This window comes from Lentzea albidocapillata subsp. violacea, assembly GCF_900100275.1.
Classification (GTDB): domain Bacteria; phylum Actinomycetota; class Actinomycetes; order Mycobacteriales; family Pseudonocardiaceae; genus Lentzea; species Lentzea violacea.
In genome coordinates this window covers 221,725-234,974 of record NZ_FNET01000004.1, presented here as the reverse complement: position 1 = coordinate 234,974, position 13,250 = coordinate 221,725, and the positions used below count along the sequence as shown (strand labels likewise).

General features: G+C 69.8%; 13 protein-coding genes. 4 read left to right on the top strand and 9 right to left on the bottom strand.

What is annotated here, in order from left to right; all coding sequences use genetic code 11:
• Positions 1–6 precede the first annotated feature (6 nt).
• The 6 genes from BLR21_RS11565 to BLR21_RS11540 are packed head-to-tail and all read right to left on the bottom strand — an operon-like array spanning position 7 to position 4,907.
• Entirely contained in the window at positions 7–999 is a 993-nt protein-coding gene (locus BLR21_RS11565; RefSeq protein ID WP_090005831.1) for a proline racemase family protein, read from the bottom strand.
• Complete coding sequence (locus tag BLR21_RS11560; RefSeq protein WP_090005830.1) at positions 996–1,889, bottom strand: dihydrodipicolinate synthase family protein; 894 nt, start codon at positions 1,887–1,889, stop codon at positions 996–998. Before BLR21_RS11560 ends, BLR21_RS11565 begins: the two co-directional genes overlap by 4 nt.
• Positions 1,886–3,079, bottom strand: a complete 1,194-nt coding sequence (locus BLR21_RS11555; RefSeq protein ID WP_090005829.1) for an NAD(P)/FAD-dependent oxidoreductase — start codon at positions 3,077–3,079, stop codon at positions 1,886–1,888. The genes BLR21_RS11560 and BLR21_RS11555 overlap by 4 nt, the downstream gene beginning before the upstream one ends.
• Complete coding sequence (locus BLR21_RS44530) at positions 3,076–3,258, bottom strand: 2Fe-2S iron-sulfur cluster-binding protein (protein WP_090005828.1); 183 nt, start codon at positions 3,256–3,258, stop codon at positions 3,076–3,078. Before BLR21_RS44530 ends, BLR21_RS11555 begins: the two co-directional genes overlap by 4 nt.
• A complete protein-coding gene (locus BLR21_RS11545; protein ID WP_090006044.1) occupies positions 3,255–4,334 on the bottom strand; it encodes an NAD(P)/FAD-dependent oxidoreductase in 1,080 nt (359 codons plus the stop codon). The genes BLR21_RS44530 and BLR21_RS11545 overlap by 4 nt, the downstream gene beginning before the upstream one ends.
• Positions 4,335–4,361: 27 nt before the next feature.
• Positions 4,362–4,907, bottom strand: coding sequence for a helix-turn-helix domain-containing protein (locus BLR21_RS11540; RefSeq protein ID WP_090005827.1), 546 nt, complete (start codon positions 4,905–4,907; stop codon positions 4,362–4,364).
• A 30-nt stretch (positions 4,908–4,937) separates the two neighbouring features.
• Between BLR21_RS11540 and BLR21_RS11535 the strand changes: the two genes are divergently transcribed.
• On the top strand, positions 4,938–5,324 hold the full coding sequence (locus BLR21_RS11535) for a hypothetical protein (protein ID WP_090005826.1): 387 nt from the start codon (positions 4,938–4,940) through the stop codon (positions 5,322–5,324).
• A gap of 13 nt (positions 5,325–5,337) precedes the next feature.
• Here BLR21_RS11535 and BLR21_RS11530 read toward each other — a convergent pair whose 3' ends face one another.
• On the bottom strand, positions 5,338–6,204 hold the full coding sequence (locus BLR21_RS11530) for a DUF4231 domain-containing protein (RefSeq protein WP_090005825.1): 867 nt from the start codon (positions 6,202–6,204) through the stop codon (positions 5,338–5,340).
• Positions 6,205–6,405: 201 nt separating this feature from the next.
• On the opposite strand from BLR21_RS11530, the gene BLR21_RS11525 reads away from it, so the two are divergent.
• Both BLR21_RS11525 and BLR21_RS11520 read left to right on the top strand, forming a co-directional pair.
• Positions 6,406–9,285 carry an alpha-L-fucosidase gene (locus BLR21_RS11525; protein ID WP_090005824.1) on the top strand — a complete coding sequence of 960 codons (2,880 nt, stop codon included), beginning with the start codon at positions 6,406–6,408 and terminating at the stop codon, positions 9,283–9,285.
• 69 nt (positions 9,286–9,354) lie between these two features.
• Positions 9,355–10,185, top strand: a complete 831-nt coding sequence (locus BLR21_RS11520; protein WP_090005823.1) for an oxygenase MpaB family protein — start codon at positions 9,355–9,357, stop codon at positions 10,183–10,185.
• Here the strand turns inward: BLR21_RS11520 and BLR21_RS11515 are convergent.
• Positions 10,175–10,939 carry an alpha/beta fold hydrolase gene (locus tag BLR21_RS11515; protein WP_090005822.1) on the bottom strand — a complete coding sequence of 255 codons (765 nt, stop codon included), beginning with the start codon at positions 10,937–10,939 and terminating at the stop codon, positions 10,175–10,177. The genes BLR21_RS11520 and BLR21_RS11515 overlap by 11 nt on opposite strands.
• Positions 10,940–11,033: 94 nt before the next feature.
• Between BLR21_RS11515 and BLR21_RS11510 the strand changes: the two genes are divergently transcribed.
• Entirely contained in the window at positions 11,034–12,518 is a 1,485-nt protein-coding gene (locus BLR21_RS11510) for a chitinase (RefSeq protein ID WP_338061041.1), read from the top strand.
• Positions 12,519–12,550: 32 nt separating this feature from the next.
• Here BLR21_RS11510 and BLR21_RS11505 read toward each other — a convergent pair whose 3' ends face one another.
• Positions 12,551–13,192, bottom strand: coding sequence for a thiaminase II/PqqC family protein (locus BLR21_RS11505; RefSeq protein ID WP_090005820.1), 642 nt, complete (start codon positions 13,190–13,192; stop codon positions 12,551–12,553).
• Between the last annotated feature and the right edge of the window lie 58 nt (positions 13,193–13,250).

The following is a 13,250-nucleotide window of genomic DNA, read 5'->3' as shown; positions in this document are numbered from 1 at the left end:
TAGTGACTAGAGCGCGAAGCCCTCGGGGAACGGGTCGGTCTCGTCCAGCAGGTACTGGCCCATGCCGGTGATCCACGCCCGGCCGGCCACCGTGGGCACGACGGCCGTGCGGTCGCCGAGCGGGACCTCCTCCAGCAGCCGGCCGACGAACCTCGTGCCGATGAACGACTCGTTCACGAAGTCCTCGCCGATGCCGAGCTCACCACGCGCGTGCAGCTGGGCCATCCGGGCGCAGGTGCCTGTGCCGCAGGGGGATCGGTCGAACCAGCCGGGGTGGATCGCCATCGCGTTGCGCGAGTGGGCGCCGTCCTGGCCGGGCGCGACGAACTGGACGTGCTTGCACCCGCCGATCGCCGCGTCCACGGGGTGCACCGGCCGGTTCACCGCGTTGATCTCGTCCATGATGGACAGACCGGCGGCCAGGATCCGGTCCTTCTCCGCGCGGTCGAACGGGATGCCCAGGTCGGCGAGTGGCACGATCGCGTAGAAGTTGCCGCCGTACGCCATGTCGTACCGGACCTCGCCCAGTCCCGGCACGGTCACCACGGCGTCCAGCTCGTGCGCGTAGGACGGGACGTTGCGGATCGTCACGAGCGTCGTGCGGGTGTCGTAGTCGGCGAGCACCAGCCCGGCCGGGGTGTCCAGGCGCACGGTCGTGACAGGCGCTGTCATCTCGACCATGCCGGTCTCGACCAGCACCGTGGCGACGCCGATCGTGCCGTGCCCGCACATCGGCAGCAGGCCGGAGACCTCGATGAACAGCACGCCCCAGTCCGCGTCCTGGCGGGTCGGCGGCTGCAGGATCGCGCCGCTCATCGCCGCGTGGCCGCGCGGTTCGTTGACCAGCAGCCTGCGGATGTGGTCGTGGTTCTTGATGAAGTTCAGCCGCTTCTCGGCCATGGTCTCGCCGGGGATCACGCCGACTCCGCCCGTGATCACCCGCGTCGGCATGCCCTCGGTGTGCGAGTCGACGGCGCTGAAGTACCTGGCGAACCTCATGAGGTCGCCAGCTTCATGTCCGCGTCGACCTGGGCGAGCTGCTCGGGGCTCAGCGGGCCACGCGGCGGACGGCACGGACCGCCGTAGCGGCCGACGTAGTCCATCGAACGCTTGATGGCCTGCACGAACTCGATGCGCGAGTCCCAGCGGAACGCCGGCACGAGCTTTTCGTACAACGCCCGCGCCTCGTCGAGCCTGCCCTCCAGCGCCAGGTCGAACAGCTGCTTGCTCTCGGCCGGGAACACGTTGGGGTAGCCCGCGAACCAGCCCGTCGCGCCCATCAGCAGGCTCTCCAGCACGACGTCGTCCGCGCCCGCCACGACGGTGAGGTGTGGGGCGGCCGCGCGGATCTCCAGCACGCGCCGGACGTCACCGGAGAACTCCTTGACCGCCACGACGTTCTCGATCTGGCCGAGCTCGGCGAGCAGGTCCGGTGTCAGGTCGACCTTGGTGTCGATCGGGTTGTTGTAGACCATGATCGGCAGCCCGGCCTTCGCGACCTCGCGGAAGTGGTGCACGACCTCGCCGCGGTTGGCCCGGTACATCGTCGGCGGCAGGCACAGCACGCCGTCCGCGCCGTCCTCGGCCGCGAGTTCGGCCCAGTGCCGGGCCTGGTGCGCGCCCACGCCGTGCACGCCGATGACCGCGATGCCGCGTCCCTTGACCGCCGCGATGGCGGTCCGCGCGACCTCACGGCGTTCCGCGTCGGTCAGCGACGAGTACTCGCCCAGCGACCCGTTCGGGCCGACGCCGCGGCAGCCGCTGTCGACGACCCACCGGCAGTGCTCGGCGAACCGATCGAGGTCCGGGCGCAGTCCCGCCGGGGCGCTCGGGTCCTCGGCGTAGGGGAGTGCGGTGGCGACGATGACGCCGTCGAGGCGTTCGGTCATGACTTCTTCTCCTCCGGGAGTGCGGCGAGTTCGCCGAGGGGGATCGGGACCGCGATCACGCGGCGCTGGCCGTCGAACGGCACGCCGGTCAGTTCGGCGGCGTTGCGGGCGCAGATGCGGCCCTGACAGCGGCCCATCGCGACCCGGCTGGTGAGCTTGAGCTCGCGCATGCTGGTCGCGCCGGTCAGATCTTCGAGACGGACCTTCTCGCAGCGGCACACGGTGGTGTCCGGGGCCGGCCACGTCTGCCAGCCCGGTTGCACGGCATGCGCTCTGGCCAGGGCCTGGGCGAACAGGCGGCCTTTGCGCACGGCTTCCACCGCCTTCGCGGGCGGGTTCAGTCCTGCCGCGGCGGCTCCGGCGACGACGCCCTCGGCCTCGGCGAGGTCGGCGCCGCCGATGCCGGTGACCTCGCCGGCCGCGTAGACGTTCTCGACCGACGTCCGCTGGCGTTCGTCGACGTCGTAGAAGTCGTTGGTGCGCCGGGCGTCCGGCAGGAGATCGGTGCGGGGGAGGAAGCCGTAGCCGACGCAGACGAGATCGGCGTGCACGGTGCGGTGGCTGACCGGGCGCCACCGGCTGTCGAGCTTCGCGACCGTCACGCGGTCACCGTGCTTGGCGATCACGGCGGTGCGGGTTTCCAGGCGTGGCAGCACTTTCCGGTAGCCGGCGAGCTCGCCGATCTTGTGCCGGTTCGCGGTGATCGCCTTGGCCTCGCGGAGCCATCGGGTGGGGGACGACGCCTCGTAGACGCCTACGAGGGTGGCGCCGAGATCCTGCAGCGCCGTGGCGACGGGCAACAAGAACGGGCCGGTGCCGGTGACGATCACGCGTTCGGCCAGCGTGACGCCCTGTTTCGCGAGCGCCTGGGCGGCGCCTGCGGTGATCACGCCGGGGCCGTCCCAGCCGGGGAAGGGCAGCGGGCGGTCGTAGGCGCCGGTGGCGATGACCAGCGCGTCGAACCGCAGTTGCGCTGGTCCGCGCAGGTGGAGCGTGTTCCCCTCCACCAGCCAGGCCTCGGTGTTCTTGAGGTGCGTGACCCCGGCGTGGCTGAACCTGGCCCGGCCGCGCAAATACTGGCCGCCGGCCTCCGGTTCCGAGTCGACCATCGTGACTTCGGCACCCGCGTCGGCGGCCGTCCGGGCGGCGGCCATTCCGGCGGGGCCCGCCCCCACGACCACGATCCTCATGACGTCGTCCTGATCACGTCGCCGTCGCGCAGCGGGTGGCGGCACGCGCGTACCTCGGGCACGCCGTTGATCTCCGCGACGCAGCCGAAGCACACGCCGATGCCGCAGAAGTACCTGCCGGGCAACAACTCCGCGACGTGCGCGACCTCGCGGGGCAGGCCGTTGAACGTCACTCTCACACCATCACCTCCGGCCGGTCCACGCGGAACGGGTGGGGGTCCACCAGGGGGTTCTCGCCGGTGAGCAGCTGGGCGAGCAGGCGTCCGGTCGCCGGGGCGAGACCGACGCCCGCGCCCTCGTGGCCGGTCGCGTGCCACAGGCCGGGCGTGCGGGGGTCCTCGCCGATGATCGGCAGGTGGTCCGGCGCGTACGGGCGGAAACCGCCGTACGCGCGCATGACCGGGACGTTCGTCAGCATCGGGAACATCGCGATCGCCTTGCGCGCCAGTGCTTTCAGCACCTTGCTCTCGATCGTGTCGTCGAAGCCCTTGCGCTGGCGGCTCGACCCGATCAGCACGGTGCCGGCCTGCGTCGACTCGACCACACCGGACGTCTGGAGGTCCGCGTCGCCGCTCGCGACCGCGCCGACGTAGTCCGCGTCGTAGACCTTGTGCCGGATCTTGCCGGGGATCGGCGTGGTCACGAGCACCACGCCACGCCGGGGCAGCACGTTGACGCCGAAGTTCCGCGCCCACGGGCCGGTGGCGTTGACGACCGCGCCGCAGCTGATCACGCCCTCGGGCGTCGTCACGCTGCGTCCGTCCGTCGCGGACACCTCGGTGCGCCTGACCTCGATGCCGCGCAGCAGGGTCCGGGTCGCCTTGACTGGGTTGAGCTGCGCGTCCTGCAGGTAGTGGACGGCGGCGGTGATCTCCGGGTTGAGGTGCGGCTCGCGGGCCAGAGCGTCCGCCGCGGTGATCTCGCAGGCGTCGACGCCCGCCGCGCGCTGGGCGGCGGCGAAGGACTGCAGCGGGACGACGGCCCCGGAGGTCGTGGCGACGACCAGTCCGCCCTTCTCCTCCCACTCGGCGTCCAGCGCGAGTTCCGGCCACAGGTCGCGGCTCGCCAGGGCGAGGCCGAGTTCCGGACCGGGCTCCTTGTCACTGACCAGCACGTTGCCCTCGCCGGCCGCGCTGGTGCCCGACGCCGGTCCGTGACGGTCGACGACGAGCACACCGAGTCCGCGCGCCCTCAGGGCCTGGGCGCACGCGGCCCCGATGATGCCCGCGCCCATGACCACGACGTCCGGCTGCATCGCCACCTCCGTTCAATAGAATGAACGTTAGTGCTTCGGATACTCCAGCACCAGTACCGAGCTGACCTCGTCGCCGACGGTCTCGTACGAGTGCGGCATCGAGCCGGGGAAGCACACGTAGTCGCCCGGCCCCAGCTCGTACGGCGCGTCCACCGGTCCCACCCGCAGCCGGCCGCTCGTGACCAGCACGTGCTCCTTGCCGGGATGACCTTCGCTGGTCTGCGTGGCTCCGGGCCGGACCCGCTGGTCGTAGATCTCCAGCACGGTGTCCCCGATGTCCATCCGCCGCATCAGTCGCAGGTCGACGGCGTTGCTGCTGAGCACCTCGACGTCACGGGCGCGCACCAGCACGACGTCCGGCGACGTCCGCTCGGTCACGAGCTCCGACACCGGCACGTCCAGAGCGTTCGACAAACTGAACACTGTTTCGATCGTCGGGTTGCCCGCGCCGCTCTCCAGCTGGGACAGCGTGCCCTTGGCGATGGACGACCGCCGCGCGAGCTCCGACAGCGACAGCCCGCGTTGCTCGCGGAACGCCCTGATGTTGGCGCCAAGCACCTGACCCGCACTCATGGTCGGTGATCGTTGCATAGGCTGGCGCCCATGACTGCGTACACGGAGGCGGAGGGGCAGACCCTCCGCACGGCCGTTTTCGGTGCCATGGTGCTGGTGTCCACCGCGGACCCCGGCTCGGTCGACGAGGAGAGCCAGGCCGGTGTCAGGGCCATCACCCTGCTCTCGGACGACCTGCGCGCCATCATCGCCGCCGCCCCGCCCTCGTTGCCGAAGGGCACGGCGTCCGATGTGGAGTCCGGTGTCCTGGCCGCGCTGCGGGACTCCGTGGCGATCATCAACGCCAACGAACCGCGTGACGTGGCGATCTTCCGCGCCGCCGTGTCGGAGATGTGCCGTTCGGTGGCCGGCGCGGACGGCGAGGTGGCGGTGGCGGAACGCGCGATGGTGACCAAGGTCGTCGAGGCGCTCGGCTGACGGCACGCGCCGGTCAGGTCGCGCTGGGCCGCGACGCGAGCCAGGCGGAGTGCTCCTTGCCGATCACGGCCTCGGTCTCGGCGACCGTGGCGGCCCAGTCGCTCTCCATGGCGTGGGGGAGCCGGTGGTAGATCTCCGCAAGCTCGCCGGCCGCCGCCGCGTAGCCGACGCTGAGGTTCTCGTACTGGCGCAGCCCGATCCACGCCGCACCGCCCGCGACGGCCGCGGCCATCACGCCGGACAGGTCGACGTCCCAGACGCCGTTGATGCGCAGGATGGCGAAGACGATCGCGACGAGCTCTCCGGCGATCATCAGGACACGGAACACGTTCGCACGGGTCTCGTTCATCGCCGACCTGTCGCGGTACCACTGCAGCTGCGGTCGCACGCGGTCTTCGCGGTAGGTGGTCCTGCGCTCGTCGAACGGCCTGGTCCGCAGCTCGGTCATGACCTGCTCGCCCGTGTCGTTCTCGCTGGTGAGCAGGACCTTCCCGCGGTGGTCCCTGACCGCGTCGGCGATGGCGAGCTCGAAGGCCCTGCGGGGGTCCTGGGCGCCGCCCTGGAACGGGGCGCCCGCCACGGCGTAGCGCCATGCCAGCGACTTCACCCGTTCGGCGACGGTCCGGCCCGCGTTCCACTTCAGCTCCGGATGCATCACCCACAGCAGCAGCTCGCCGAACAGCGCGATGAGGAACCCGCCCAGCGCCACCCAGGCCCAGACGTCGACACCGCCGCCGATCTGCCACTTGAACGCACCGCCCACCGCCGCGACCACCGCGCCGATCAGTCGCACCCGGCTGAACAGCAGCGTGAGCCGCTGCCCGAGCCGGGAGACCGCCTCCGCGTCGTGGTAGAAGCCGGGCAGGTGCTCGTCGTTCATCCAGGTCCTGCTCTCGCGCGCCGAAGTTGATCGTGGTCAGGCCAGGGTTTGATTACCACGGCGGCGCCCGACCGCGCGGGTGATCGCGAATTGCTCCGATGAGTAGCGGGGTTTGCGCCAAGACGAGGACTTGACCGGGCTCGTTCCGGTTGCAATCATCGGATGTTCTCGCCGCCGCCCCGGACGAGAAGAGCGTGGCGCATGGGATTACGTCGTGTGTGCGCGGCCGTGGTGGCCGTGGTGCTCGCAAGCCTGCTCACCGTGGTGGCCCGGGGGCCGGCGCAGGCCGAGGTACAGCATCCTCGACAGGACTGGCTGCGGCAGTCCACCGCCGGGTTGTTCCTGCACTGGGGCATGTTCACCGCCCCGAAGCACCTGAACTGCGCCGAGTGGGAACGCGACGTCACCGGTGGCGGCTGGACCGCCGACTACTGGATCGACGAGGCGCGCAAGCTCGGCGCCTCCTACGTCGTGCTGGCGACGTTCCACAGCAGGCTGGGCTACGCGCGGCCGTGGCCGTCGAAGATCCCTGGGAGCTGTGCCACCGAACGCGACCTGCTCGGTGAGCTCGTCCGGGCGGGCAAGGCCAAGGGTGTCAAGGTCATCCTCTACATGACCGACGACCCGCAGTGGCACAGCGAGCAGGGCGTCCAGATGCTCGACTCGGCCGCCTACTCGGCCCACAAGGGCGAGCAGGTCGACCTCACCACGCGCGAGGGCTTCGGCAGGTACAGCTACGACCTCTTCTTCGAGGTCATGAGGAACTACGACGACCTCGCGGGGTTCTGGATCGACAACGACAACGAGTACTGGGAGCGCAACAGGCTCTACGAGCAGGTCCGGCAGCTGCGGCCGACGTGGTTGCTGAGCAACAACAACGAGGACACGCCGATCATGGACACGGTCTCGAACGAGCAGAAGACCGGCATGTTCCCGTCCTACGACTACCCGGCGGCGACGTTCACGCCGATGCCGCGCCTGTCCGAGGCCTGCTACAAGCTGCCCAGCACCGGCGCCTGGTGGTACGACGGCGGGAACCACGCCGTCGACACGCGCCTGAACACCGGCCGTTACATCACGAACGCGGGCTCGTCGATCAAGTCGCTGATGGCCGAGACACCGATGGTGAACGGCAGGATGCCCGCGCAGCAGGAGACCTACAACAACTTCATGGCCGGCTGGGTGCCACCGATCCGCGAGTCGATCCACGGCGTCGAGGGCGCCGGCTACCTGTACGGCGGCATGCAGCCGGGGTTCTGGAACGACGGCGCGCACGGCGTGATCACCATCAACCCCAGGACCGGCAAGCAGTACGTGCACGTCGTCACCCGGCCGCGCGCCGACTTCGTCCGCCTGCGGGACAACGGATACCGGGTCACCAGCGTCCGTGATCTGCGGACCGGTGAACAGCTGCGGTTCACGCAGTCGGCCGGTCACCTGACGATCCAGGGCATCACGAAGTGGGACGAGTACGACACGGTGTTCGCCGTGGAAACCCTTGGCCAGCAAGGCTTCTATTCGGACGTGAAGGCGTCGGCGACGTCGTCCGGGAACGGTTTCCCCGCCTCGAACCTCACCGACGGCAGCCACGAGACGTACTGGGACGCCGGCGGTGCCCAGCCCGTGTCGATCTCGCTCGACCTCGGCCGCCGCAGGAAGGCCGCGTTCCTCGCGGTCAACCAGCGCGAGTCGTCGCCGACGCACGCCCGCGTGTCGTTCGGCAGGCCGGAGGACTCGAGCCGTATCAAGGACTACCAGGTGACGGGGTCCGACGACGGCCGCACGTGGTGGCACGTCCGCAGCGGCGCACTGCCTTCCGCCCGTGGCACCCAGTTCATCGACATCGGTGTGCAGCAGGCCCGGTTCCTGAAGCTGACCGTGCTCGGCACCTGGGGCGGACCGCAGGCGCCTGTCTACTCCAGGCAACTCAAGATCGACGAGATCCGCGTCGGCCACAGCTATCCACGCGGCTCGCGGGACGGCGCGCTGGAGGCCGAGGCCGCGGCACGATCGGGCTCGGCGCGCACCGAGTCCTGCGCGGCCTGCTCCGGCACGAGGCAGGTGACCGGCCTCGGCGGCGGCGAGCGCAACGCCGTGACCTACCGCGACGTTTCCGTTGCCACGGCAGGCATTTACGCCCTGCGGCTCGACGTGACGGCCGCCGAGGCGTCCACCGTGTCCGTCTCGGTGAACGGCGCGGCACCGACGTCCGTCGCGGTGCCGAGGGACCGCGCCGACGTGCCGGACGCGGCGTCGATCGCGGTGCCGCTGAACGCGGGCCGCAACACCGTGAAGGTCTTCAGCACCGGCCGGCTCGGCCTGGACCGCGTCTCGGTCGGCGGCCTGCCACCGTCGACCTACACCCCGAAGACGACCCTGACCGTGCAACCCCATGGCGTGCAATGGGCCGGACCCGGTCAGCAGTCCGTGAAGATCACCGCACGCCTCCGGCTCGACGCCGACGACCAGATCGACGACGTCTCGCTGGCACCGTCGCTGCCCGCCGGCTGGACCCTGACCGGCGCACCCGCTGTGCGGACGTCGATGCGCCTGGCCGGTCTGCTCGAAGGCACCTGGACGGCGACCTCGCCCGCCGGGCAGGACGTGGGCTCGGCGAGCATCCCCGTCGCCGCCTCGTTCCGGTTGCTGGGCAGCGACCGCAGGGTCTCGGGCGCGGTGCCGGTGCGCACCAGGCCTGCCGACCGGGTGTTCGTGCGTGAGGCCGAGGACTCGGCGAACCGATTCGGCAGCACCGGGTTGACGGGCTGCGGTGCGTGCTCCGGTGCGGAGAAGGTGCGCAACATCGGCGGCAGCGCGGATGCTTCGGTGACCTTTCCTCAGGTGATCGTGCCGGAGACGCGTTCCTACCGGCTGTTCGTCCGGTTCACGGTGAACGGGCCCCGGTCGTACTTCGTGACGGTCAACGGGGGTGCGCCGGTCGAGGTCAAGGTCGACGGGATCGGCAACAGCACGCCTTACGTGGCTGAGATCCCGGTTACGTTGAACGCCGGTGCCAACACCATCAGGTTCGGCAACGACACCGCCGGCGCTCCCGATCTGGACCAGATCGCGCTCGCCTGATTCCGTCTCTGACAGGCACCCTGCCCGCGCGGGGTGCCTTTCTCAGGGACCGGAGCGCATCATGAAGTCATGCTGGAGGCACTGCGGCGCCAGGTGAGCCAAGGACTCTTCGAGAAGGTCGTGGGTCCCGAGCGGGAGAAACACGCGCGCAGGATCCACGAGACGCCCGGCCCGCGGCTGTTCGCGGACGACCGGCCGATCCGGCACGTGCACGCGGATCACGCCATGTTCATCGGCGGGCTGCGGGCGCTGCTGCTGCAGTCGTTGCACCCGCTGGCGATGGCGGCGGTGGCGCAGCACTCCGACTACCTGACCGATCCGTGGGGCCGGTTGCAGCGCACGAGCCTGTTCGTCGGCGTCACCACCTACGGCACCGCCGAGGACGCGCTCAAGGCCGTCGAACGGCTCGGGCGCGTGCATCGGCACATCCACGGCACCGCGCCGGACGGCCGCCTGTACCGCGCCGACGACCCGCACCTGCTGGGGTGGGTGCACGTGGCCGAGGTCGACAGCTTCCTGCGCTGCCACCGGCGTTACGGCGAGAAGCCGCTCGACGACTACGACGGGTACGTCGCCGACATGGCGGTCATCGCCGACGCCATGGGCATTCCGGACCCGCCGCGCACGACCGCCGCGCTCAAGGCGAAGCTCGACTCGTACCGGGGCGAGCTGAAGGGCACGCCCGAGGCGCGCGAAGCGGCGAGGTTCCTGCTGTTCAAGGCACCGTTGCCGATGCTGGCGCGCGGGCCGTACGCGATCCTGAGCGCCACGGCGGTCGCCACGTTGCCGGTGTGGGCGCGGATTCCGTTGCGGCTGCCCTACCTGCCGGTTACGGAGGCCACCGGGGTGCGGGTCGCGGGGCATGCGTTGATGCGCGGTCTGCGGTGGGTCACGGGCTGAGGAAGTCCATCACCAGAGGCGACGCTTCGGCGCGGAACTCCTCGAAGTAACCGTGCCGTGCGCCTTCGATCAGGTGCATGCGAGCGCCTGGGATGCGTGACGTGATCAGGGGAGCGTTGGCCGTCGGGTTGAAGACGTCCTCGGTGCCGTGCACCACCAGGGTTGGCGCGGTGATCGACGGCAACACTGCCCACGCGTCGTGCTCGGCGCTCGCAAAGAGGTGCCGCTTGCGCGCGTACGGCGGCATCTGCGGGTCGCCGAGCGTGTTGTACGGGCCGCGGTAGGCCGGCGTGTACATCAGTTCTTCCAACGCCCTGCGCGCTTTCATCGGGTCTGCCTGTGCCAGTGACTTGCGCACCTCGGCGCTGCGCTCGACGCCGTGCGCGCCGCCGGGGGAGGTGCAGCCCAGCACCAGCCGGTCGACGCGCTCGCTGTACGAGGCCGCGATCCACTGCGCGATCCGCCCGCCCATCGAGGTGCCGTAGACGTGGGCTTTGCCGATTCCCGCGGCGGCCAGGATCGCGACGCAGTCCGACGCGAACATCCGCGTGCTGTACGGGACGTCCGGCTTGTCGCTGGAACCGGTACCGCGGTGGTCGGTGACGATCGTCGTGAACCGCGCGGAGAAGTCCTCGCGGACCTGTGACCACCAGCGGGACGAGTTCGACTGGCCCGCGATCAGCAGCAGGGGAGGCCCGGAGCCCTCGATCGAGTAGAAGAGGCTGGTTCCGTCTGCGGCACGAGCGTGGGGCACGGCCGGGAGTCTAGGACCTTGACTTCGTGATAGATGGTCTAGTCCAATTCGGGGTGACCCCCTGCCGGCCGCCAACGCGTGAGGGATGGAACCCATGCTGTTGTTCGCTCGAATATCCGCGGTGGCCGCACTGGTGCTCGGCACCGTGATCGTGAGCCTCGCCCCTGCCAGCGCCGCCGGAGTCACGGCGACGTTCGCCAAGAACGGCTGGGCTACCGGCTACACCGCGACGGTGACGATCAAGAACGAGACCAGCGCGGCCATCAGTTCCTGGAAGGTCGAGTTCGACTACCCGGCCTCGACCACCGTCGGTGCCTACTGGGACTCGCTGCTCACCAAGAGCGGCAACCACCACACCTTCGTCAACCGGGAGTACAACGGCTCCGTCGCGCCCGGCGCCAGCGTGACCTTCGGCTTCAACGCCGCCGGCACCGCCGACCCGTCGAACTGCACGATCAACGGTGCCGCGTGCACCGGTGGCACCGTTCCGACGACCACTTCGACCACGAGCACGACCACCACTACAACTACTACGACCACCACGACCGGTCCGCCGCCCACGGGACAGTTGCCGCGCAAGGTGCTCGTCGGCTACCTGCACGCGAGCTTCGCCAACGGCTCCGGCTACATCCGCATGTCCGACGTGCCGGACGAGTGGGACGTCATCAACCTCTCGTTCGCCGAACCCACCAGCGCGACGAGCGGTGACCTGCGGTTCAGCCAGTGCCCGGTGGCGGAGTGCCCGAACGTCGAGTCCGAGGCCGAGTTCATCGCCGGCATCCGTGCCCAGCAGCAGAAGGGCAAGAAGGTCAACATCTCCATCGGCGGCCAGAACGGCCAGGTCCGGCTGGAGACCACGGCGGCGCGCGACGCGTTCGTGCGCTCGGTCGGCGCCATCATCGACAAGTACGGCCTGAACGGGCTCGACGTCGACTTCGAGGGCCACTCGCTGTCGCTGAACCCCGGCGACCTCGACTTCAGGAACCCGACCACGCCCGTGGTCGTGAACCTGATCTCGGCACTGCGGACGCTGAAGGCCCGCTATGGAGCCAACTTCGTGCTCACGATGGCGCCGGAGACGTTCTTCGTGCAGGTCGGCTACCAGTTCTACGGCGGCACGGGAACCGGTGACGCGCGCACGGGCGCGTACCTGCCGGTGATCGAGGCCATGCGCAACGACCTGACGTTGCTGCACGTCCAGGACTACAACTCCGGGCCCGTGATGGGGCTGGACAACCAGTACCACAACATGGGTGGCGCGGACTTCCACGTGGCGATGACCGACATGGTGCTCGCCGGGTTCCCGGTGCGTGGTGACACGTCGAAGTTCTTCGCGCCGTTGCGTCAGGAACAGGTCGCGATCGGCCTGCCCGCCGCGATGTACGCGGGCAACGGGTTCACCTCCGTCGCGGACGTCCACACCGCGCTGGACTGCCTCACCAAGGGAACGCGGTGCGGCAGCTACAAACCGAAGGGCGTGTACCCGAACCTGCGCGGCCTCATGACGTGGTCGATCAACTGGGACAAGTACAACAACTACGAGTTCTCCAAGGCCCACCGGGCCTATCTGCCCCGATGACGGTGTGGGGGCGGCACCGCCGCCCCCATCCCTTACGCCAGGGTGGACCAGAACTGCAGTTCGTAGGCTTGCAGCAGGCGGCCGTAGCGCCACGCGTGCTGCGGCTGCCAGCCCGCGTCGAGGGAGGCCTGGATCGCGGCGATCGCACGGTCCTCCAGTTGCGGCGCGGGCGTGGCGAAGAAGTCGACGAACGCGCACGCCTCGTCGCTGAACCCGTAGTGCTCGCGCAGCCCCTTCGCCATCCGCGCGCAGTATCCGCCCCACGCGGTGAAGTTCGCCAGGATCGCGAGGATCACGTCCGTCGGCTCGCCGTTGAGCGCCATCCACGCCTGGTAGGCGGGGTAGGCCTGGCAACCGGGGAACGGTTCGTAGTTCTGGAAGTCCTTGGCGGACATGCCCGCCGCCTCGGCCAGCGGCGGCAACATCGGCAGCACCAGCTCCTCACCGCCCGCGAGCAGCGTGAAGAACGCCCGCGCGTTCGGTTCGCTCGCCTTGGAGGCCAGCGCCAGGAATGTTCGCCAGTCCGACGACACGATGTGGTTCTCTTCAGCGGCGAACGTCTGGATCACGCCGCGCGGAGCCTGCCCGGTCTCGATCAGTTTCACCACGAGGTTGTCGTGGTCACCGGGGTGCAGCTCCGTCCGGATGCGCGCGACCAGCTCTTTTGCGTTCATGGTCCAGATTCTTCCGCACGGGGGAAATCGTTCGCCAGACCGGCGGCCGATCAGGGAC

What these genes read in the sequence shown, in the direction of transcription:
- BLR21_RS11565 (WP_090005831.1), bottom strand. Translation starts at nt 999, where the DNA reads ATGAGGTTCGCCAGGTACTTCAGCGCCGTCGACTCGCACACCGAGGGC.
- BLR21_RS11560 (WP_090005830.1), bottom strand. Translation starts at nt 1,889, where the DNA reads ATGACCGAACGCCTCGACGGCGTCATCGTCGCCACCGCACTCCCCTAC.
- BLR21_RS11555 (WP_090005829.1), bottom strand. Translation starts at nt 3,079, where the DNA reads ATGAGGATCGTGGTCGTGGGGGCGGGCCCCGCCGGAATGGCCGCCGCC.
- BLR21_RS11545 (WP_090006044.1), bottom strand. Translation starts at nt 4,334, where the DNA reads ATGCAGCCGGACGTCGTGGTCATGGGCGCGGGCATCATCGGGGCCGCG.
- BLR21_RS11540 (WP_090005827.1), bottom strand. Translation starts at nt 4,907, where the DNA reads ATGAGTGCGGGTCAGGTGCTTGGCGCCAACATCAGGGCGTTCCGCGAG.
- BLR21_RS11535 (WP_090005826.1), top strand. Translation starts at nt 4,938, where the DNA reads ATGACTGCGTACACGGAGGCGGAGGGGCAGACCCTCCGCACGGCCGTT.
- BLR21_RS11530 (WP_090005825.1), bottom strand. Translation starts at nt 6,204, where the DNA reads ATGAACGACGAGCACCTGCCCGGCTTCTACCACGACGCGGAGGCGGTC.
- BLR21_RS11525 (WP_090005824.1), top strand. Translation starts at nt 6,406, where the DNA reads ATGGGATTACGTCGTGTGTGCGCGGCCGTGGTGGCCGTGGTGCTCGCA.
- BLR21_RS11520 (WP_090005823.1), top strand. Translation starts at nt 9,355, where the DNA reads ATGCTGGAGGCACTGCGGCGCCAGGTGAGCCAAGGACTCTTCGAGAAG.
- BLR21_RS11510 (WP_338061041.1), top strand. Translation starts at nt 11,034, where the DNA reads ATGCTGTTGTTCGCTCGAATATCCGCGGTGGCCGCACTGGTGCTCGGC.
- BLR21_RS11505 (WP_090005820.1), bottom strand. Translation starts at nt 13,192, where the DNA reads ATGAACGCAAAAGAGCTGGTCGCGCGCATCCGGACGGAGCTGCACCCC.